Below are 20,909 nucleotides of genomic sequence, written 5' to 3' on the forward strand. Positions count from 1 at the left end.
TACCACAGCTGCCAGGCCGGTCGGGTGCGGTCCAGGCCGTCGCGCAGGATGGCGCCGATCGTGGCCGCGAGTTCCCGGTCACCGCCCGGCGCGGCGGCGCGGGCCCGCTGCACGTGGTAGTCGAGGTCGAGGTGGGGTCGCGCCACCCACCACGGCCGGCCCACCCGCAGCCGCGGCGCCAGCAGCTGCCACTGCAACGGTTCGATGCCGGCGGCCAGGCCGGGCACGCCGGCCCGCACCGCCTCGAAGCTCAGCGGTGTCGATCCCTGCGCCGGGTCGAGCACCAACACCTTGATGGTGTGCTGCGGCTGGGTGGCGTTTTCCCAGGCCAGAAAGCTGTTGTCCTCACCCTTCAGGCGCCGCATGGTTTCCCTCACTGTGTGGCATGCGTCACTTCTACGACAGCGGTGTGCGTCGGCCGACAACTTGTCTCGGCCAGTGAGACATGTCGGTTCGGGGGTTCGGTGCCCGGCCCTACCGTGCACGGCATGAAACGGTTCATCCACCGGCTTACCGTGACGGCCCGCAGCCTGCAGGTGCTCCGCGCGGCCGGCCTGTCCCAGGGGGTGCGCGACGGGATCCGGTCCATGACGCTGACCCGGCGGTACGGGCCGTTCGCCGGGATCGTCGAGGCCGCCGCCGCCCGCACCCCCGACGCCGTCGCGGTCACCGACGACCCCGGTGACCTGACCTTCGCCGGCCTCAACGACCGGGTCAACGCGCTGGCCCGGGCCTGGACCGCCCGCGGCATCGGCGCCACCGACGTGATCGCGGTGCTGTGCCGGGATCACCGCGGGTTGATCACGGTGCTGGCAGCGGCCGGCAAGATCGGCGCGCAGCTGCTGCTGATGAACACCGGGTTCGCCGGGCCGCAGCTGGCCGAGGTCGCCGCCCGGGAACACGTCACCGTGCTGGTGTACGACGACGAATTCAGCGAGCTGCTCGGCGCCGTCGACCCGTCGCTGCGGCGGTTCGTCGCCGACACCGACGCCGAGGCCTCGCTGGAGCGGCTGATCCGGGCCAGCTCCGGCGCGCCGGTGGCCGCGCCGGCCCGGCCGGGCGGGCTGACCCTGCTGACCAGCGGCACCACCGGTACCCCCAAGGGGGCGCCGCGCAGCAAGGCGTCGCCGTTGTTCTCCGCGCAGCTGCTGGACCGGGTGCCGCGCCGCCGTGGCGACACCTGCCTGCTGGCCGCGCCGATGTTCCACGGCACCGGGTTGGGGCAGGCGGTGTTGTCGCTGGCGCTGGGTAACCGGCTGGTGCTGCAGCGCAAGTTCGACCCGGAGCGCACGCTGCGCGCCGTCGCCGCCTACCGGTGCGACGTGCTGGTGCTGGTCCCCACCATGCTGCACCGGATCATGGCGCTGCCCAACGAGATTCGCGATCGTTACGACACGTCGTCGCTGCGGATCGTGTTCGCGTCGGGGTCGGCGCTGGCCCCGGAGTTGGTCCGGCGCGCCCTCGACGAGTTCGGCCCGGTGCTCTACAACTTCTACGGCTCCACCGAGTTGGCCGCGATCACGGTGGCCACCCCGGAGGATCTGGCGCACGATCCCGGCACCGCCGGTCGACCCCCGGTGGGGTGCACGGTGCGGCTCTACGACGCCGACGGGGCGCCGATCACCACCGCCGGGACGGTGGGACGCATCTTCGCCGGCAGCACCGTGAGCTTCTCCGGGTACACCGACGGCCGGCGCAAGCAGGTCATCGACGGCCTGCTGTCCAGCGGCGACGTCGGCCACTTCGACGCCACCGGGCGGCTCTACGTCGACGGCCGCGACGACGACATGGTGATCTCCGGTGGCGAGAACGTCTACCCGCTCGAGGTGGAAAACCTGCTCTGCGCGCATCCCGGGGTGGCCGAGGCCGCGGTGTTCGGGGTGCCCGACCCCGACTTCGGTCAACGCCTGAAGGCCTACGTGGTGCGCGCCGACGACGCGGCGGTCGACGCCGACGCGCTGCGGGATTACGTGCGGGCGAACCTGGCCCGGCACAAGGTGCCGCGGGAGATCGAGTTCTTGGCGGTGCTGCCGCGCACCGCGACCGGCAAGATCCTGCGCGCCGCGTTGACCGGGGGCGGGGTGAAATGAGCGACCTGGACACCATGCAGCGGGAGTTGGCGGCCCGGATGAGCGCGGCGTTCGCGTCGATTCTCACCGGCGACGGGGACGCCGTGCAAGTCCGGGCCAGCCTGACGGCCAGCCGCCGGCCCGCCGTGCCGGTGCCGGTGGATCGGGTGGTGCAGCAACGCATTCCGGGTCCCGGCGGTGACCTGTCGGTGCGGATCTATCACCCGCTGGGCGCGGATTCCGGTGCGCTGCCGGTGCTGATCTATTTCCACGGCGGCGGTTTCGTGCTGTGCGACCTGGATTCGCACGACTCCTGCTGCCGCCGGCTCACCAACGGCGCCGGGGCGGTGGTGGTGTCGGTCGACTACCGGCTGGCCCCGGAGTCGCCGTTTCCGGCCGCGGTCGACGACGCCTGGGCGGCCGTGCAGTGGGTGGCCGACCACCTCGGCGAACTCGGCGGCGACCCGGATCGGCTCGCGGTCGCCGGCGACAGCGCCGGCGGCAACCTGGCCGCGGTGACCGCGATGCTGGCCCGGGATCGCGGCGGGCCGCGGCTCGCGTTCCAGCTGCTGATCTACCCCGTCGTCGACCAGCGCCGCAAAACCTCGACGGGCAGCCCGCACACCGCCAGCGGCGTGCTCACCGCCGAGCACATGCAGTGGTTCACCCAGCAATACCTGGGACCCGACGGGGACCGCAGCGATGTGCGGGCCTCACCGATCCTGGGCGAGATGGCCGGGCTGCCGCCCGCGCACATCGTCACCGGCGGGCTGGATCCGCTGTGCGAAGAGGGCGAACAGTACGCGCAGCGGCTGCGCGCGGCCGGGGTCCCGGCCACCGTCGCCCGCTACGAGCGCGGCTTTCACGGCTTTTTCAACCTCGCCGATCACCTGCCGGCCGCCCGGCAAGCCAGCGACGACGTGTGCGCGGTGCTGCGCGACGCGTTGAGAGGAGAACGTCCATGCAGCTAAACGGAACCCGGGCGCTGATCACCGGCGCCAGCCGCGGATTGGGGAAAAGCCTCGCCGAGGTGCTCGCCGCCCGCGGCGCCACCGTCGCGCTGGTGGCGCGCAACCGCGACGACCTGGAGATCCTGGCCAAAGAACTCGACGGCCGGGCCTATCCCACCGACCTGGCCGACCCCGACGCGGTCGAGGCGCTGATCGAACGGGTGGAGGCCGACGGCCCGGTGGATGTGTTGATCAACAACGCCGGCATCGACCGGGTGGGCCGCTTCGCCGACACCAGCGCCGCGCAGGTGCGCGACCTGTTGCAGGTCAACCTGGCCGCGCCGATGGAGCTGTGCCGCCAGGTGATGCCGCGGATGCTGCGGCGGGGCCGCGGCCACATCGTCAACGTCTCGTCGTTCGGGGCGATCTCGACCGGGCCGGGCGTGACGTTGTACGGCGCCTCCAAGGCGGGGCTGAGCCATTTCACCGCCGGGATCCGCTCCGAGCTGCGCGGCACGCCGGTGGGCACCACGCTGGCCCAGCTGGGCGAGGTCAAAACCGACATGATCGACCACATCCGGGAATTCGGCCCGGCCCGGCGCACCATCGAACGGTCGTTGCGCTGGCGGATGCTGCCCGCGGAGGCGCTGGACCCCGGCGCCGTCGCCGCGGCGATCGCCGACGCCGTCGAGCGCAACCGGCGCCACGTGATCCTGCCGCGACGCATCACGCCGATGGCCAAGTTCACCGAGTTCCCGCGCCGGGTGTCGGAAATCATGCTGACCGGCATCGACCAGGACGGGGACTAGAGCCATGGCGTTGGCCGACCTGACCGGAAAGGTCGCCATCGTCACCGGGGCGGCGCGCGGCCAAGGCGCCGCCGAGGCGCGGCTGTTCGCGGCGCTGGGCGCGCATGTGGTGCTGACCGATGTGCTGGTCGACGAGGGCCGGCGGGTCGCCGACGACCTCGGGGCCCGCTTTGTCCGCCACGACGTCGGCGACGAGCACGGCTGGGCGGCCGTGGTCGAGGAGGCCGTCACCGGCTACGGGCGGGTCGACGTGCTGGTCAACAACGCCGCGATCTGCCACGTCCACCCCCTGGTCGAGCAGGAGGTCGACGGCTTCGAGGACATGCTGCGGGTCAACCTGATCGGGCCGTTTTTGGGGACCAAGGCGGTGACCGCGCCGATGACGGCGGCCGGCGGCGGCTCGATCATCAACGTGTCCTCGCAGGCCGGCCTGCAGGGCCTGGCCGGCTACAGCGCCTACGGGGCGTCGAAATGGGGGCTGCGCGGCATGTCCAAGGTCGCCGCGATCGAGTTGGGCCCGTTGGGGATTCGGGTCAACTCGGTGCACCCCGGCATGATCGACACCCCGATGGTCGCGCACCTGGCGGTGCAGCGCGGCCCCGGCGGGCATCCGGGGGCGCCGCTCACCCGGGTGGGCACCCCGCAGGAAGTCGCCGAGGTGGTGGCGTTCCTGGCCTCCGACGCGTCCTCCTATATCACCGGCGCCGAGCTGGCCGTCGACGGCGGCGCCAGCGCCGGGCGGATCCCGACCCCGATACCCTGGCGCGCCCGCGGCGGCCCTGGCGCGCCCGCGCGCCGAGATCGACGTTAACGTGTCCGGTACTCGTACTTTTCCGCGCAAACGTCGATCTCGGCGAAGTAGGTAGGGACACATGACGTCAGAGTTGAGCTTTGAGGCGACCCGCCGGGAGGTCGCCACCGAATCCGGGGTGCTGCGCTATCACGAGGCCGGGGACGGGCCACCGCTGGTGATGCTGCACGGTTCCGGCATCGGGGTGACCGGGTGGCGCAACTTCCGGGGGGTGCTGCCGGCGTTCGCCGAGCATTTCCGCTGCCTGATCCTGGAATTCCCCGGCTACGGGGTCAGCGACGACTTCGGCGGTCACCCGATGCTCACCGCGTTCGACGCGCTGGCGAAGTTCACCGAGGCGTTGGGCCTGGGCAACTTTGACATCGTCGGCAACTCGATGGGCGGCGGTGTCGGGATCAACTACGCGATCGCGAAGCCCGAGCAGGTGCGACGGCTGGTGACCATCGGCGGTATCGGCACCAACCTGTTGACGCCGGGACCGCCGGAGGGCATCCGGCTGCTGCAGGAGTTCACCGAGAACCCCACCCGCGACGCGTTGATGTGGTGGTTGCGCTCGATGGTGTACGACCCGGCGGTGCTGACCGACGAAATCGTCGAGGAGCGTTGGCAGTTGGCCACCGATCCGCAGGTGCTGGCCGCCGCCCGCCGAATGTACGGCAAAGAGACGTTCGCCGCGATGATGCAGGCGATGCAGGCCTCCAAACGGCCGCCGCCGTGGGCGATGATGCACCGGGTGCAGGCACCGACGTTGATCACCTGGGGCCGCGACGACCGGGTCAGCCCGCTGGACATGGCGCTGCTCCCGATGCGCACCATCCCGAACGCCGAGTTTCACGTGTTCCCCAACTGCGGGCACTGGACCATGATCGAGGCCAAGGACGCATTCCAGTCCGTGGTACTGGATTTCCTGTTGCGGGCTTAACGCACCGTCACGTCCACGCGGGGCCAGGAGTTGTTGGCGTAGCCACCGGGATTCCACAGGGCGGCAGGGGATTCCGGGTGGGTGGCACCGGTGTCATCCCAGGCTCGGGCTACTACGCGCAGCGGACCGGGTTGCGCCGCAACGGTGCACGTCCAGGGCCGCCACGCCCACCGGCTGCGGCCGGGCCGCAGCGCGGCGGGCCGCCAGCTGGCCCCGCCGTCGACGGACACCTCGACGCGCGCGACGCGCCGCGAATCGTCGGCGATCGCGTAGCCGCGCACCGACAACGGCCCGGCCGGCACCGTCGCGCCGTCGTCGGGAACCAGGATGCCGCAGCTCAACGCCAGCGACGACAACGCGATCCCCGCCTCGCCGGGGTCCGGGTCGGCGGGCAGCAGCCGATAGTCGACGGCCTGAAAATAGTTCCGCGATTCACATGGCTGCACGGTGATGCCGATGACCCATTTGACGCTGCGGGCCCCGATGAACCCGGGCACCACCACCCGCACCGGGCCACCGTGCAGGCGCGGCAGCGGCTCGCCGTTCATCTGCCAGGCCAGCAGCACATCCCCGGACAGGGCCTTGCCCAACGGGATTGAGGAACCGTAGGTCTGCACCGGGCAGGCTTCCTGCGCGACGTCGGGTGCGTCGAAGGCCACGTGCAGCCCGTCGGCGGGGGTGACGCCGGCCGCGCGCAGGATGTCGGCCAGCCGGGCCCCGCGCCACGCCGCGGTGGAGATCGCCCCCTGCGCCCACGGGTCCTTGCCGGGGATCGGGCGCACCTTGAGCAGCTCGGCGCGCCGGTTCCCGGCGCACGCCAACGTCGCGACCACGTCGTGCGCGGGAAAGCGGGTGGTCAATTCGTGGTAGGTCAGCTCCAACGGCCGCGCGACGGCGCCGTCGACCCGCAGCCGCCACCGCTTGGCGGCGATGTCGGGGATCGGGCCGTGGTTGCGGCAGTAGAAGGCGTTCGTCGCGGTGATGTCGTCCTCGGCCAGCGCCGACGCCGGCGGTTCGGCGTTCACCGGGCTGCGGCTGCGCACGATCATGTCGCGGCGTTTCCACGTGTCCGGTCGCACGCTCCCGCTCCCGTCTGCTAGTTCACGCAGGGGACTCCGCCGCCGGACTCGATCGGCTTGCCCTCGTCCGGGGTCGGCTCGGTGGACGTGCTGTACCCGGAACTGGTCGTGGTCGACGTCGTCGTCGTCGACGACGTGGTGGTGTCGTCGTCGTCCAACGGCGGCGGGTAGTAGTCGCTGCCCAGGGTGACCCGAATCTGCCCGGCGCCCAGCGCGGTGTTCGGGTGGTCGGCGCCGTCGATCCCGAGCAGCCCGGACAGCGCGTGCGCGTCGGCGTCGGCGCCGGGGCCGTAGTCGATGCGGGTGGTGGTGGGTTCCCCTTCGACGGGGTCGCGCACCTCGCCGGTGGTGTAGCCGCGCTCCTCCAACGCCTGGGACACCTTGGTGGCCAGCCCGCTGGTGTCACCGGCGTTGATCACGTTGACGACGGTGTCCGGGTTCGGTTTGGTGCTGCCGGTCGAGGTGGTGGTGGGCAGGGGAGTGCCGAACGCCGCGGCCACCTCGGCCTTGATGGCGGCGGGGTCGATGACGTTGACGTCTTGGCCGTCGATCGTTTCGTACCGCAACACCGGCAGGGTCCGGTATTCGACCTGTCCGCCGGCCAGTGACTCCATCCGCTGGAACTGGTCCTCGCCCCAGCCGCCGGACAGCACGATGTCCTTGCGCGCCACCGCCATCAGCCGTTTGAGCTTGCCCAAGTCGCTGAACGTGCCCGAATCCTTCAGCTGATGCATCACCGACACCAGAAACGCCTGCTGGCGGTGGGTGCGGTCCAGGTCGCCGTTGTCCAGGCCGTGCCGCTGCCGCACGAACGCCAGCGCCTGTTCGGCGTTGAGCCGCTGCCGGCCGGCCGGGAAGTCGGCGCCGGAGTACTCGTCGTAGACGGCGTGCTTGAGGCAGACCTCCACCCCGCCCAGGCTCTGGGTCAGGTCGTAGAAACCGGCCAGGTTGACCTCGGCGAAGTAGTCGATCGGCACCCCGGTCAGGTTCCGCACCGCCCGCAGGGTGGCCGCCCGGCCCGCCTCCCGACCCCGCGTCTCCAGCTCTTTCTGGCTGGTCACCCCCTGGTCGATGAGCTTGTCTTCGGTGTGGGCCTTGGTCAGCCCGTACGCTTCCTTGATCTTGATGTGGTCGTAGCCGGGCACCCCGCTGAACCGCACCCAGTCGTCGCGGGGGATGGAGAAGGCGACCACGCGGTCGTCGGCCCCCACATGGACCAGGATCAGCGTGTTGGTGTTGTAGCCGCCGACGTCGGAGTCACCGGCGTGCAATCGGTTCAGGATGGCCTGCGGCAGCTCGTTGCCGTCCTGGTCTTTGCGCGAGTCCAACCCGATCAGCAGGATGTTCATCTCCCCGCCGACCGAGCGGGGATCCTCGGCGCCCAGGGCTTCGGAGACGGTGATCCCGCCCAGCGCGCCGTGCGCGACCCAGTAGCCGCCCCCGGTCAGCAACACCGCCGCCAGCGACACCAGCGTCCCGGCGCCGCGGACCAGCGCTCGGCGCAGGCGGGAGGGCGACCGCGGCGCCCGACGGCGATGCCGTCCGCCGGAAGTCAGATCGCCCACCGTGACCTCGATCGCGTCGGGGACCCAGCCGCCCGTGCGTCCGGGGCCGCGGGCGTTTGCGGTGAGGACGGCTGGCGCATGCCGTCCAGTATGGGGCAGCTTGCTGATGCGCCAGAAAACACGAGGTCAGACCGGGTTGGAGCGCTGTGACGTGGGTTGCCGAGCGTGGGGTTAAGCCACGCTTTCCGTCGTGGCGCGTGGCTTAAGCCCACACTCGGCGCGGGGTTAACAGGGAGCATGGCCGGATGGGCTTCGTCTTCCGCGGCGCCGACGGGTACGAGCGGGCCCGCCGCGCCACGGTGTGGAACGGTCTGTTGCCCGACCGATTTCCCGACGTCATCGTGAGTGCGCACACCGTCGCCGACGTGGTGTCGACGGTGCGGTACGCCGCCGCCCACGGCCACCGGATCGGGGTGTGTTCGGGCGGGCATCACTGGGCGGCCAATCACCTGCGCGACGGCGGTGTGCTGCTCGACGTCGGCGGCCTCGACCGGTGCGTGATCGACCCCGAGCGCGGGGTCGCCGTCGTCGGGCCGGGCGCCTCCGGCAGTGCGTTCAGCGCCGAACTTGAGCGGCACGGACTGTTTTTCCCCACCGGGCACTGCGAGGGCGTCGCGCTGGGCGGTTACCTGCTGCAGGGCGGCTACGGCTGGAACGGCCGGGTGCTGGGCCCCGGCTGCGAGAGCGTGCTCGGGGTCGACGTCGTCACCGCCGACGGCCAACAGCGCTACTGCGACCCGGACACCCACGCCGACCTGTACTGGGCCGCCCGCGGTGCCGGACCCGGATTCTTCGCCGTGGTCACCGCATTTCACCTGCGATTGCACCCACGGCCGGCGGTCTGCGGCCGCGGCATCTACAGCTATCCCGTCGACGCGGCCGACGAGGTGTTTCGCTGGACGCGGGAGATCAGCCCGCGCGTCGATGCGCGGGTCGAACTGCAGCTGATCGCGAAGCGACCGGCCCCCGGTCACCCGGGCCCCAGCATCGTGGTGGCCGCCCCGGTGTTCGCCGACTCGGAAGCCGAAGCCCAAGCGGCCCTGGCGATCCTGGGCAGCTGCCCGGCCATCGACCAGGCGATCGACCGAATCCCGTATGCGCCAACCAGCTTGGCCGAGTGGTACGCCACGGCCAGCGCCGACTATCCGCGCGGACACCGCTACGCCGTCGACAACATGTGGACCTCGGCGTCGGCCGAGGAGCTGCTGCCCGGCCTGCGCCGCATCCTCGACACCATGCCGCCGCCGCCGTCGCATCTGCTGATGTACAACTGGGGCCGCCGCGCCGCGCGCCGGGGGCTGTTCTACGGCCTGGAGGACGAGATCAACCTACGGGATTTGGGCCGACCCCGCCGACGATGGGCGCTACCGCGGCTGGGCGGAAACCCAGATGGCCGCGATGGCGCATCTGGCCAGCGGCATCAACCTGTGCGACGAGAACCTGGGTCGGCGCCCGGCCCGGTTCGCCACCGCCGAAAACATGGCCCGGCTGCAGCGGGTGCGCGCCGCCTACGACCCCGATGGCCGCTTCCACCGCTGGCTGGGAAGTTAGGTTAGGGTAGCCAATTCCACCTCGGCGGGTGCTACCCGAATTACCCCGCAAACCGCGCCGTCGTAAACGGGCCACGTTAAACTCCCACCGCGAACGGTCCCGCGATCGCCAGGAGGCGGTGTTGGTGAAGGAGCCGCCGGTCGGCGGCACAACGTTGGAGTGGCAAGCCGCATCGCAGTTCGGTCCCTACGTGCTGAAGCGGCTGCTGGGTCGCGGCGGCTTCGGCCTGGTGTATGAGGCGTTCGACACGAACAAGAGCCGGACCGTGGCGTTGAAGTTGCTGCCGCAGTCGTGTTCGACCAACCCGGTGTTCCGGACCCGGTTGTTCCGGGAAGCCAGCACCGCCGGCCGGCTCACCGACCCGCATGTGGTCCCCATCCACGACTACGGCGAGATCGAGGGCCAGCTGTTCATCGACATGCGGCTGGTGCGGGGCACCGACCTGCGCACCGTGTTGGACGAAAAGGGGCCGCTGTCCCCGGCGCGGGCGGTGTCGGTGGTCGGGCAGATCGCGTCGGCGCTGGATGCCGCGCACGCCGAACAGATCGCCCACCGCGACGTCAAACCCGCCAACATCCTGCTCACCGAGGGCGATTTCGCCTGCCTGGCCGACTTCGGGTTGGCCAACGCGGCCACCGACGCCAAACTCACCACCACCGGCAGCACCGTGGGCACCTTCGCCTACATGGCCCCCGAACGGCTCGCCGATGAGCAGACCGACCACCGCGTCGACGTCTACGCCCTGGCCTGCGTGCTGTACGAGTGCCTGACCGGTGGCCCGCCGTACACGGCCAGCGAGCTGGCGGCGCTGATCGCCGCCCACCTGACCACCGCCATCCCGCGGCCCAGCCAACAACGCCCGGGTATTCCGGCCGCCTTCGACGACGTCATCGCCCGCGGCATGGCGAAAAACCCCGACAAGCGCTACTCCAGCGCCGGCGAGTTGGCCGCGGCCGCCCGCCGCGCGCTCGGCCACCACCACGACACCTTTCCGGCGAGGCTGACGCCTGCGGCCGCCGGTGCCTCGCGCCCCCGGCGGATCGCCTGGCTCGCCGCGGCCGCGGTGCTCGTCCTGGTCGCCGCGACCGCGCTGACGTACTGGATCGGCCATCGGCACGAGCACCCGGCAACCTCGGTCGCCGACGCCTCCGCGTCGGCGGCCCCGCCCAGCGCCGCCGTCGCCCGGGTCACCGCCACCATCCCGGTCGGCAAACGCCCGGAGGGGGTGGCCGTCGACCCCACCAGCGGCGCCGTCTACGCGGCCAATTACGGCGACGGAACGGTGTCGGTGATCGACGCCGCCAGCCGCACCGTCACCGCCACCATCGACGTCGGCAAGGGCCCGGTGTGGCTGGCGGTCGACCCCACCACCCACCTCGCCTACACCGCCAACAACCGCGACGACACGGTGTCGGTGATCGACACCGCGGCCAAGTCGCTCGCCACCACCATCCCGGTCGGCACCAATCCGTGGGGGCTGGCGGTCGACCCCACCACCCACACCGGCTTCGTGGCCAACAGCTGGGACAACAACGTGTCGGTGTTCGACCTCGCGCACAACACCGTCGTCGCCACCGTCCCGGTGGGCAAGAACCCGTTCGGGGTGGCCGTCGACCCGACCGGTCACACCGCCTACGTGGCCAACAGCGACAACACGGTGTCGCTGATCAACACCACCGACCACACCATCGCGGCCGCCATTCCGGTGGGCGGCGACCCGCGGGGGCTGGCGGTGGACACCACCGCCCACACCGTCTACGTCGCCAACGAATCCGACGGCACCGTGTCGGTGATCGACCTCGCCAGCCACGCGGTGATCGCCACCATCCCGGTGGGCAAACACCCGCACGGCGTGGCCCTGGACTCCGCCGCCCATCTGGCGTATGTCGCCAACGAAACCGAAGGCACCGTGTCGGTGATCGACACCGTCAAGCACGCCGTCATCGCCACCATCACCATCGGCAAAGACACCTTCGTGGTGGCCGCCGACCCCGCCAGCCACACCGCCTACACCGGCAACCACGACGACACCGTCTCGGTGATCGAACCGACCATTTGAGCGGATCACCGGTGAGCGACATCGCGGCGCGCGTCCAGGACTACCTCGACCGCACCCGCCACACGTTCCCGCCCGGCTGCGACCGCTATTTCGCCCGGATCGCCCTCGAGGTGGCGCTGCGGGCCTACCACGGCGGCAACTTTGGGATCGGGGCGGTGGCGGTCGTCCGTTCGGGGCGTAGGGCCGACTTGTTCTACGGCGAAAACGCGATGGCGCAACCGGGCGCGGTGATCGAGCACGCCGAAACCCAGGCGGTGCTTAAGGTCGCGGCGGGCGACGCGCCGGATCACACGATCACGCCGCCGGAACCGTCCCCGGCCGCCGTTACGGTCTACGGCACCGTCGAGCCGTGCCCGATGTGCGCGTGCGTGCTGACCAATGCCGGCGTGCAGCGGTCCGTGTCGACCTGCCTCGACGGCGAACTGGAGCGCGACGGCGACTTTCTGACCAGCGGCGGCGGCGCGAACGTGCTCGGGGATAAATACCCGACCCAGCCGCGGGTGTGGCGGGATATCCAGCGGGCGCGGGGATTGCGGTTCGAGCTGTTGGCGCCGGACGAGCCGGAGCTGTGGGAGCTGAGCTGGAAGATCCTGGCCGAGACCCGTGACGAGATCGACGAATTGTTGGCGACGCGGCCGGGGATCGGGCAGCGCCGGGCGGCAGGCCGCGACTGATACCGCGCGGATCACGGGGACCGGCAGCGGCGGGTTGGCTAGCCGCCGAGCCTGCGGCGTGGGCACCGAGTCTGCATCCAGGGCAGCGAGTCTGCGGTGGCGGCAGCGAGTCTGCGGTGAGGCCGTGTTTGCGCGCCGATACCGGGCGTGAGCGCAGGGTCGACGCCGTGAGCGCAGCCTCGATGCCGTGAGTACAGGCTGGACGCCCTGACCGCAGGGTCGACGCCGCAAGTTTGCGTTGGCCGACGGAGCACCCACATTTTCGCCCACGCCAAGCACGGTGGAATGGGCAGCCAGCCGGAAGTGGCTGGTTAGGTCGGGGCATGGCCCACGAATTCATCGAACAGGCGAAGGTCTTGCTGGAAGCCGCCCAAGGGGCGGCGGTCCGGAGGCCTGGACGAGATCCGGAAGAACCAGCACAGCTGGCTCCGCATGGCCAGCGTGTGCGCGCTCATAGCCATAGTTGAAGAGCTCCAGGAGCGACGATCTTGATCTGGCCCACGACTTGGGGTTGTCGCTAGTTGATGTATTCGGGACAGTACTGCACAGGCCAAGGGATCGCGGGAAGCAACGACGGGTGGTCGCGCTAGTTGGGGCAGCTGTGCAGTATGCGCTCGATCGCATCGTGTTCGGCCTGTGTCATCCACACTCCGTAGGTGCTTTTCACGTCAACCATCCGAGAGACGTAGGTGCACCGGTAGGCCGTGTTGGGCGGCAACCAGGTGGCCGCGTCGGCCGACCCCTTCTCGCGGTTGGCCGCTGCCGAGGTCGTCTGGAGATTCATCGGGTCGTTGGCGAAGTTGCGGCGCTTGAGGTCGTCCCACTGCTGGGCGCCCTTCTGCCACGCGTCCAGAATCGGCACGATGTGGTCCACCTGAATTTGGTTCGACCTGGGTCCGCGGCTGAACATGATCACTTCGCCCGTGTAGGGGTCCTTCAGGGTTCCGCTGAGCACGATGCAGGCTTTCCGGCCCGGTTTATAACCCGCGCCGGCGAGGTCGCGCCGGAGAATGTCGTTGCGGGTGTCGCAGCCGTTGTGGCCACCGGGAACGGTGACGTCATCGGTCCACGGCGTGCCGAACAGCGCCCGGTCGTATCCGGTTTTGGGTGCGCGTCCTTTGATTGGGATGGTGGCGAGCTTCGCCAGTTCGGCACTTGCGGCCGTGCCCGGTGAAGTCGTCGGGTAGCTCGCTGTCAACGGTGTCGGGTAACTCGATGTCAATGGCGGGCCGCCCGAGGGCGAGTCATGGACAGCCACCAAGACAAAGGTCACGACGATCAGTAGGCAGACAACCACTGCGCCGGCGATAATCAGCGGCGTCTTGTGGTCCCTGCTAATCATCCGCGAAACGTTACTGGCCTGCACCGACATGCCTCTTGGGTTTCTCCAAGGCTGCTGGGAAAATGGTCCGCGTGGCGGGCGAGCTCGCTAGGACTCGCGGTGTCGCCAGTCCTCGATGTTCTTGACGTGCGCGTCGGGATGGCACGATCCGCTGTCGGCGGCGTATGAAATCTGACCCCGTGTCGACGCCCGAATTCTGACCCGCTTCGACGGACTCTCGGCTTTGCGCCGAGGCGGGAAGCGAGTTGTTGTCAGTGGCGAACTGGGCTGAGACCCGCAGGTTGCATCGAGCGGAGGGGTTGCCGATCAAGACGGTCGCGCAGACGTTGAAGATCTCGAAGAACACGGTGCGCTCAGCACTGGCGTCGGACGCGCCGCCGAAATATGTGCGTAAACCGATTGGGTTGGCGGTGGATGCGTTCGAGGACGCGATCCGCGCCCAGCTCAAGGCAGCGCCGACGATGCCGGCCATGGTGATTGCCGAGCGGGTCGGCTGGACGCGCGGGACGACGGTATTCAAAGAACGCGTCCGCGAGCCTGTTTTTCGTGGAGCCCCCTGTCAGGATTGAACTGACGACCGCTCGCTTACAAGGCGAGTGCTCTACCACTGAGCTAAGGAGGCGGGTGCAACCCGACCAGCCTAAAGGGTCACGGCTGGTCGGGGTCGGGGAGATCGTGGTCGATGATCCGCTGGGAGTGCACCGGGCGCGCCGTGGACCGACGGGTGGCCCGGCGCGGCATGCGCGGGATGCGTTCGGCGATATTGCTCAGCGGGTTGACCACCATGGTCAGCGCGATGACGGCCTCTTGCAGGGTGTCGATGGCCGGCTGCAGCGCCTCCATCCCCGGCGCCAGCCGGGCCAGGGCGTCGGCGACGTCGGTGAGTTGCTCCAGCGGGCCGTTGCGCGAGGTCAGCTTGTCGACCAGGCCGCCCTCGGCCAACAGCCGGTCGGCCAGCCCGTCCTCGCCGAGCAGCCGCTCGACCAGGCCGTCCTCGTCTAGCAGCTGGTCCACCAGGCCGCCGGGCTGCAGCGCCCGCTGCAGTCCGCCGCCCTCCTCGGTGAGGCGGTCGAGCAGACCGCCGGGGGCGGTGACCTGATCCACCAGGCCGCCCGGCCGCAGCAGCCGGTCCACCGGGCCGTCCGGGGCCAGCGCCCGGCCCAGCGGGGCGTCGTCGTCCATCAGCCGGGCCAGCCGGTTGGCCCGGGCGATCGCGTCGTCCAGGCCCAGCATGTGCGCCATAGAATTCGACGACGTCGCCGTGCCCACCTCGCCCAGGCTGCGCTTGACCAGCCCCAGCGCGGTGCTGGCGACGTCGAGCCCGGCGTCGGCGGCCGCCAGGCCGATCCGGGCCGGCGCCGTGGCGACCGCCACCAGGTTTTTCCCCAGGTCCATGGCGCCAGTGTAGGGGCGAGACGGTACCCGGACCGGCGGTATCGGTAGACCGGCCGCCGCTCGGCACCCACCTGACTCACAGCAACTTCACAGCAGGTGTCGAGGTTACGTTCACGCAAGTACGACGGAATTGACGCATGGGATCCGACGCTGCCCGCGAGGGCACCCCCGAGGCGCGCGTGCTCGTCGTCGACGACGAGACCAACATCGTCGAGCTGTTGTCGGTCAGCCTGAAGTTCCAGGGCTTCGAGGTGCACACCGCGACCAACGGGCCGGCGGCGTTGGACCGGGCCCGCGAGGTCCGCCCGGACGCGGTGATCCTGGACGTGATGATGCCCGGCATGGACGGGTTCGGGGTGCTGCGCCGGCTGCGCGCCGACGGCATCGACGCGCCCGCACTGTTTTTGACCGCCCGCGACTCGCTGCAGGACAAGATCGCCGGGCTGACCCTGGGCGGCGACGACTACGTGACCAAACCGTTCAGCCTGGAGGAGGTGGTGGCGCGGCTGCGGGTCATCCTGCGCCGCGCCGGCAAGGGCAGCGAGAAGCCGCGTAACTCCCGGCTCACCTTCGCCGACATCGAACTCGACGAGGACACCCACGAGGTGTGGAAGGCCGGCGAGCCGGTGTCGCTGTCGCCCACCGAGTTCACCCTGCTGCGCTACTTCGTCATCAACGCCGGCACGGTGTTGAGCAAACCGAAAATCCTCGACCACGTGTGGCGCTACGACTTCGGCGGCGACGTCAACGTCGTCGAATCGTATGTGTCCTACCTGCGCCGTAAGGTCGACACCGGCGAGAAGCGGCTGCTGCACACCCTGCGCGGGGTGGGCTACGTGCTGCGCGAACCTCGCTGAGCGGCGCCCGGTAGCGAAGAATAGGGGGATGGTCACACACGCTCGAGGAGCGCTGCCGCTGCGGGTGAGCCTGGTCGCCGCCACCTTGGCCCTGGTGGCGTGCGGGCTGCTGGCGCAGGGGGTGGCGGTCACCTCGATCCTGCGGCACAGCCTGGTCAAGCGGATCGACCAGTCGCTGATGGATGCCTCCCGCGGCTGGGCGCAGGCCCCGCGGCAGGTGCAGGCGGACTCGCTGGAAGATCCCAACCCCGGACGGCCGCCGTCGAACTTCTACGTGCGCGACGTCGACCCCGACGGCCGCACCTGGACGGTGGTCAACGACCAAAACGCCGAACCCGCGCTGCCCGCTGACAACGATGTGGGGCCCACCCCGACCACGGTGCCGTCGGTCGACGGCTCGGGGGTGCAGTGGCGGGCGGTGTCGGTGCGAGGCCCGCACGGCGGGCTGACCACCGTCGCCATCGATCTATCCGACGTGCAGTCCACCATGCGGTTTTTGGAGTGGTCGCGGGCCGGGATCGCGGTGGTGGTGCTGTTCGTGCTCGGCGCGGTCGGGTACGCGGTGGTGCACCGCAGCCTGCGGCCGCTGGTCGAAGTCGAACAGACCGCCGCGGCGATCGCCGGCGGGCAGCTGGATCGTCGGGTGCCCGAACGGGATTCCCGCACCGAGGTGGGTCGGCTGTCGCTGGCGCTCAACGGCATGCTGGCGCAGATCCAGCAGGCGGTGGCGGCCTCGGAGGCCTCCGCGGAGCAGGCCCGCAATTCCGAGGACCGGATGCGCCGGTTCATCACCGACGCCAGCCATGAGCTGCGCACCCCGCTGACCACCATCCGGGGCTTCGCCGAGCTGTACCGGCAGGGCGCCGCCCGCGACGTGGAGATGCTGATGTCGCGGATCGAAAGCGAATCCCGCCGGATGGGGCTGCTGGTCGAAGACCTGCTGGTGTTGGCCCGGTTGGATGCGCAGCGCCCGCTGGAACGCCATCAGGTGGACCTGCTGACGCTGGCCAGCGACGCCGTGCACGACGCGCAGGCGATCGCCCCGACGCGCACCATCACGTTGGACGTGTTCGATGGGCCCGGCACCCCCGAGGTGCTCGGCGACGACGCCCGGCTGCGTCAGGTGCTCAGCAACCTGATGGCCAACGCGTTGCAGCACACCCCGGAAACCGCCGACGTCACGGTGCGGGTGGGCACCGTGGACGACGACGCGGTGCTCGAGGTCGTCGACGAGGGCCCGGGGATGAGCGAGCACGACGCGCAGCGGGTGTTCGAGCGGTTCTACCGCACCGACTCGTCCCGGGCGCGGGCCAGCGGCGGCACCGGGCTGGGGTTGTCGATCGTCGACTCGCTGGTGCACGCGCACGGCGGCAAGGTCAGCGTCACCACCGCGCCCGGGCAGGGCTGCCGGTTCCGGGTGGCGCTGCCGCGGTTCACCGACGTGCCCGCCGAGATCGATTGAGCCGCCGGCTCAGCGCAGTTCGGCCAGCGCCGCGATGATCTTGGCCTGCGCCGCGTCCAGTGACTCCGGGGACGGGTTGCGGTCCACGTTGGCGAAACCGAAGTCGCTCAGGCTGCGGGTTGGGAAGACGTGCACGTGCAGGTGCGGGACCTCGAGCCCGGCGATGATGACACCGGCCCGCTCGGTGTCAAACGCCCGGCACACGGCCTTGCCGATCCGCTGCGCCACCGCCATCACCCGCGCGAACGCGGCGCCGTCGACGTCTTGCCATTGATCGATCTCGGCGCGCGGCACCACCAGGGTGTGCCCCTGCGTCATCGGCTCGATGGTCAAAAACGCGACGACGTCGTCGTCCTCGTAGACGAACCGGCCCGGCAGTTCCCGGTTGATGATTTTGGTGAAGACGGTGGCCATGGGCTCCAAGCATATGGGCTGCGCCCCGCCGCGTCCTGGACACCTGTCCGGCACTGCCTGGTCGTGCACGCCTTAGTGCGCCGGGAACGCAGCTAATCACGCGGTTTTCGCGATGGACACCTGTCCAGGTAAGGTGGTGGCGACCCTGGTCCGCCGAGAGGATGAGCCGTGGCATACGTCATCACCCAGAACTGCTGCAAGGACGGCAGCTGCATCCCGGTCTGCCCGGTCGACTGCATCCGGCCCGCCGCCGCGGCCGGGGAGTTCACCGCCACCGAGCAGCTCTACATCGACCCGGAGACCTGCATCGACTGCGGCGCCTGCATGGAGGAGTGCCCGGTCGACGCGATCCACTACGAGGACGACCTGCCGGTCGAGTTGGCGCGCTTCACCGACATCAATGCCGCGTACTTTCGGCGGCATCCGCTGGAACCCGGAGCGGTGCCGGCGCCGCGGCCGCACCCCCCGGTCCCGGCCGGGGCGCTGCGCGTCGCGATCGTGGGCGCCGGGCCGGCCGCCTGCTATGCGGCCGCGGAGTTGGTGGCCGTCGACGGCGTCGAGGTCAACGTGTTCGAGCGGCTACCGACCCCGTTCGGCCTGATCCGGGCCGGGGTGGCGCCCGACCACCAGCACACCAAGTCGGTCGTCGGCGCCTTCGAACACGCCTTCAGCGGCCCGCGGGTGGCGTGTTACCTCAACGTGCAGGTCGGGGAGCAGCTGCACCACGACGAGCTGATGGCGCATCACCACGCGGTGATCTACGCGGTGGGCGCCGCCGACAGCCGCGCCCTCGGCATCCCCGGCGAAACGCTGCCGGGCAGCCACCCGGCGGCCGAATTTGTCGGCTGGTACAACGGGCACCCCGATCACGCCGGGCACCGCTTCGACCTGGCGGGGCGGCGGGCCGTCATCGTCGGCAACGGCAATGTGGCGCTGGACGTGGCGCGGGTGCTGCTGATGGGACCCGACGCGCTGGCCACCACGGACGTCGCGGCGCACGCGTTAACGGCGTTGGCGCACAGCAGCATCGACGAGGTCGTCATCCTGGGCCGGCGCGGCATCCGGGACAGCGCGTTCTCGGTCGGGGAGTTCCTGGCGCTGGGGCACCTGCCCGGCGTCGACGTCGTGCTGGACGGCGCGGACCTGACCGCGGGGCTCGACGACGACGTCGAAACCACCGTCAAACTCGACCTCGCCCGCGAATACGCGCAGCGGGCACCGACCCCGGGGCACAAGCGCATCGTGTTCCGGTTTCTGGTGTCCCCCAGCGAAATCGTCGGCTCCGAGCGGGTCGAAGGACTGCGGGTGGTGGCCGGCGACGACGCCGAGCCGGAGCTGATCGAGACGGCACTGGTGTTGCGCTCCATCGGCTATCGCGGTGCGGCCATCCCGGGGCTGCCGCACGACCACGGCCGGGGTGTGGTGCCCAACGCCGACGGTCGGGTCCTCGGCGCCGACGGCGCCCCGGTGCCCGGCGTGTATGTCACCGGCTGGATCAAACGCGGGCCGCGCGGCGTGATCGGCACCAACCGCACCTGCGCCGAACAGACCGTCGCGGCGCTGCTGGCCGACTTCGACGACGGCACGCTCACCCGGGCGCTGCCCGATCCGGCCGAGCTGTCGCAGCTGCTGACCCGGCGCGGCGCGCGGCCGCTGACCTGGCGCGACTGGCAGAACATTGACCGCTCCGAACGTCGCCGCGGCGCCGAACTGTCCAGGCCCCGACTGAAATTCGTGTCCGTCCCGGAAGTGCTGGCGTTAGCGGACGCGGATTCGGCGTAGCGTGTCGTCGAACAGCGGGTCGAACAGCTGTTGGTGACCGTCGCTGCCCGAACCGCTGAGGACCAGCTGCGACACCCGGGCGTAGGAGTAGTACTCCGTGTGCGTCTTGGCGTCTGGACCCGGGTAGTGCGTGGTGACGCTGTAGCGGAAGCGTTGCGGCCCGTCGGTCGGGTGGGTGTCTTCGAGGATGGCCACCGTGTACCGGAATTGGAAGGGCCCGGTCGTCGCGGTCGACCGCAGGCAGCGGGAGATTAGCGCGATCATGTCGTCGAACCCGGCCGGGTTGTATTCGCGGCCGATGGTGAGGCTGATGTCGGCGAACTCGGAGGCACGCGCCGGATTCTGCCCGGAGACCTCGGCCGCCCGCATGTCGCCGGTGTCGGCGACGCCGATCACCGTGGCGCATTCCTCGGGTTTAAAGCCCATCATCCGATCCGGCTTATGCCATGCGAAGTAGCCGAAACCCTGCTGGGGTTCGGTGTCGGCCTTGATGATCCAGCCGGCCGGGAAGTCGGCCTGTTTGGGCAGCAGCTCGGCCAACTGGTCAGTGCTCAGCGCGGCCAGGCCGGGCGCCAGCGGCTCCGGGCCGGACCGGGTCAGGCGCCAGCTGGTGACCGCGTTGGGCACGGTGATCGCCACCGCGGCGGCCGCGATTACGCCCAGCACGGCGGTGATCAGCCAGGACAGCTTTGCGGTCATAGCGCGTGTAGCTTCCACACCGTTTGGGCGGCCAGCCGCGCCACCAGATCGACGTCGCCGCCGTCCATGGTGGTGGTGGCCTCCAGGAGCAGCCCGCGCACCGCGAAGTAGCTGACGTGGTGGGTCGAGGAGGTGGTGTCGCCGTCGTCGGTGGCGACAAACGAGCGGGTGACCGCGATGGCCGCGTCGGCGTCGGTGACCGGGTCCGCGTCGATCACTGTGGTGGCGGCGCGGTCGTGTCGCGCCTGGTCGGGCAAGTCGTGGGCGGTGACGTGGTAGGAGCCACACCGGGTCAGCCACGCCCGGTACTCCGCGATCAGGGTGGGGGCGTCGGCCACGGCCCAGGTCCTGGCTCTTATACAGATCTGACGCTGCCGCGGACTGCATAGGTGTCGAGGTGGTGGGGCGGGGGGCGTGGTGCGAAAACGAGGCGGGAGGGGGGGGGGGGGGGGGGGGGGGGGGGGGGGGG

The 20,909-nt window shown here is 70.3% G+C and carries 18 protein-coding genes, 1 tRNA gene and 3 pseudogenes; 13 read left to right on the forward strand and 9 right to left on the reverse strand.

Translation table 11 applies throughout. From position 1 onward, the window contains the following. Positions 1-365 (reverse strand): wax ester/triacylglycerol synthase domain-containing protein (locus BKN37_RS15800; RefSeq protein WP_278184955.1); only part of this gene is annotated, 365 nt, incomplete at its 3' end. Positions 366-488: 123 nt separating this feature from the next. On the opposite strand from BKN37_RS15800, the gene BKN37_RS15805 reads away from it, so the two are divergent. The 5 genes from BKN37_RS15805 to BKN37_RS15825 all read left to right on the forward strand — a co-directional run bounded on the left by BKN37_RS15805 (position 489) and on the right by BKN37_RS15825 (position 5,561). After that, positions 489-2,090 (forward strand): AMP-binding protein, encoded by a 1,602-nt coding sequence (locus BKN37_RS15805; protein ID WP_071027506.1) that lies wholly within the window; start codon positions 489-491, stop codon positions 2,088-2,090. Next, entirely contained in the window at positions 2,087-3,040 is a 954-nt protein-coding gene (locus BKN37_RS15810) for an alpha/beta hydrolase (protein WP_083341832.1), read from the forward strand. The genes BKN37_RS15805 and BKN37_RS15810 overlap by 4 nt, the downstream gene beginning before the upstream one ends. Beyond that, positions 3,031-3,828: an SDR family NAD(P)-dependent oxidoreductase gene (locus tag BKN37_RS15815; RefSeq protein WP_071027507.1), complete on the forward strand. Its 798-nt coding sequence runs from the start codon at positions 3,031-3,033 to the stop codon at positions 3,826-3,828. The genes BKN37_RS15810 and BKN37_RS15815 overlap by 10 nt, the downstream gene beginning before the upstream one ends. A 4-nt stretch (positions 3,829-3,832) precedes the next feature. Then, a complete protein-coding gene (locus tag BKN37_RS15820; RefSeq protein ID WP_071027509.1) occupies positions 3,833-4,639 on the forward strand; it encodes a glucose 1-dehydrogenase in 807 nt (268 codons plus the stop codon). Positions 4,640-4,700: 61 nt separating this feature from the next. Further along, positions 4,701-5,561 (forward strand): alpha/beta fold hydrolase, encoded by an 861-nt coding sequence (locus BKN37_RS15825; protein ID WP_071027511.1) that lies wholly within the window; start codon positions 4,701-4,703, stop codon positions 5,559-5,561. Here the strand turns inward: BKN37_RS15825 and BKN37_RS15830 are convergent. Both BKN37_RS15830 and BKN37_RS15835 read right to left on the reverse strand, forming a co-directional pair. After that, the gene (locus tag BKN37_RS15830; RefSeq protein ID WP_071027513.1) at positions 5,558-6,610 is read right to left on the reverse strand and encodes a sulfite oxidase; all 1,053 of its coding nucleotides are present in this window, start codon (positions 6,608-6,610) and stop codon (positions 5,558-5,560) included. The genes BKN37_RS15825 and BKN37_RS15830 overlap by 4 nt on opposite strands. Positions 6,611-6,657: 47 nt before the next feature. Next, positions 6,658-8,205 (reverse strand): LCP family protein, encoded by a 1,548-nt coding sequence (locus tag BKN37_RS15835; protein ID WP_423212802.1) that lies wholly within the window; start codon positions 8,203-8,205, stop codon positions 6,658-6,660. A gap of 245 nt (positions 8,206-8,450) precedes the next feature. Here BKN37_RS15835 and BKN37_RS15840 point away from each other — a divergent pair. From BKN37_RS15840 to BKN37_RS15850, 4 genes and pseudogenes are all read left to right on the forward strand, one after another. Next, a pseudogene (locus BKN37_RS15840) lies at positions 8,451-9,756 on the forward strand (FAD-binding oxidoreductase). A 154-nt stretch (positions 9,757-9,910) separates the two neighbouring features. After that, positions 9,911-10,838: pseudogene (locus tag BKN37_RS30410) on the forward strand (serine/threonine-protein kinase); the annotation flags it as partial. Positions 10,839-10,981: 143 nt separating this feature from the next. Continuing rightward, on the forward strand, positions 10,982-11,815 hold the full coding sequence (locus BKN37_RS30415) for a YVTN family beta-propeller repeat protein (protein WP_423212803.1): 834 nt from the start codon (positions 10,982-10,984) through the stop codon (positions 11,813-11,815). A gap of 11 nt (positions 11,816-11,826) precedes the next feature. Next, positions 11,827-12,489 carry a cytidine/deoxycytidylate deaminase family protein gene (locus BKN37_RS15850; RefSeq protein WP_071027517.1) on the forward strand — a complete coding sequence of 221 codons (663 nt, stop codon included), beginning with the start codon at positions 11,827-11,829 and terminating at the stop codon, positions 12,487-12,489. A 586-nt stretch (positions 12,490-13,075) separates the two neighbouring features. Here the strand turns inward: BKN37_RS15850 and BKN37_RS15855 are convergent. Then, positions 13,076-13,831 (reverse strand): HNH endonuclease family protein, encoded by a 756-nt coding sequence (locus BKN37_RS15855; protein ID WP_083341834.1) that lies wholly within the window; start codon positions 13,829-13,831, stop codon positions 13,076-13,078. Positions 13,832-14,076: 245 nt separating this feature from the next. Between BKN37_RS15855 and BKN37_RS27870 the strand changes: the two are divergent. Further along, positions 14,077-14,367, forward strand: a pseudogene (locus BKN37_RS27870) (IS21 family transposase); the annotation flags it as partial. Between the two features lie 11 nt (positions 14,368-14,378). Here the strand turns inward: BKN37_RS27870 and BKN37_RS15860 are convergent. After that, positions 14,379-14,453, reverse strand: a tRNA-Thr gene (locus tag BKN37_RS15860). Positions 14,454-14,479: 26 nt separating this feature from the next. Continuing rightward, complete coding sequence (locus tag BKN37_RS15865) at positions 14,480-15,226, reverse strand: hypothetical protein (protein ID WP_071027519.1); 747 nt, start codon at positions 15,224-15,226, stop codon at positions 14,480-14,482. Between the two features lie 137 nt (positions 15,227-15,363). On the opposite strand from BKN37_RS15865, the gene phoP reads away from it, so the two are divergent. Both phoP and BKN37_RS15875 read left to right on the forward strand, forming a co-directional pair. Then, positions 15,364-16,083, forward strand: coding sequence for a two-component system response regulator PhoP (gene phoP / locus BKN37_RS15870; RefSeq protein ID WP_071027521.1), 720 nt, complete (start codon positions 15,364-15,366; stop codon positions 16,081-16,083). A gap of 28 nt (positions 16,084-16,111) precedes the next feature. Beyond that, positions 16,112-17,545 carry a sensor histidine kinase gene (locus tag BKN37_RS15875; RefSeq protein ID WP_071027523.1) on the forward strand — a complete coding sequence of 478 codons (1,434 nt, stop codon included), beginning with the start codon at positions 16,112-16,114 and terminating at the stop codon, positions 17,543-17,545. A 9-nt stretch (positions 17,546-17,554) separates the two neighbouring features. Here BKN37_RS15875 and BKN37_RS15880 read toward each other — a convergent pair whose 3' ends face one another. After that, complete coding sequence (locus BKN37_RS15880; protein ID WP_071027525.1) at positions 17,555-17,959, reverse strand: HIT family protein; 405 nt, start codon at positions 17,957-17,959, stop codon at positions 17,555-17,557. A 168-nt stretch (positions 17,960-18,127) separates the two neighbouring features. On the opposite strand from BKN37_RS15880, the gene BKN37_RS15885 reads away from it, so the two are divergent. Next, positions 18,128-19,741 carry an FAD-dependent oxidoreductase gene (locus BKN37_RS15885; protein WP_071027527.1) on the forward strand — a complete coding sequence of 538 codons (1,614 nt, stop codon included), beginning with the start codon at positions 18,128-18,130 and terminating at the stop codon, positions 19,739-19,741. On the opposite strand, the gene BKN37_RS15890 is transcribed toward BKN37_RS15885, so the two are convergent. Together BKN37_RS15890 and BKN37_RS28385 are read right to left on the reverse strand one after the other, a co-directional pair. Beyond that, entirely contained in the window at positions 19,718-20,440 is a 723-nt protein-coding gene (locus tag BKN37_RS15890; RefSeq protein WP_071027529.1) for a hypothetical protein, read from the reverse strand. The genes BKN37_RS15885 and BKN37_RS15890 overlap by 24 nt on opposite strands. After that, positions 20,437-20,778: a hypothetical protein gene (locus tag BKN37_RS28385; protein WP_071027531.1), complete on the reverse strand. Its 342-nt coding sequence runs from the start codon at positions 20,776-20,778 to the stop codon at positions 20,437-20,439. Before BKN37_RS28385 ends, BKN37_RS15890 begins: the two co-directional genes overlap by 4 nt. Positions 20,779-20,909 lie beyond the last annotated feature (131 nt).

Source organism: Mycobacterium talmoniae (assembly GCF_001854525.1).
GTDB classification, from domain to species: Bacteria; Actinomycetota; Actinomycetes; order Mycobacteriales; family Mycobacteriaceae; genus Mycobacterium; species Mycobacterium talmoniae.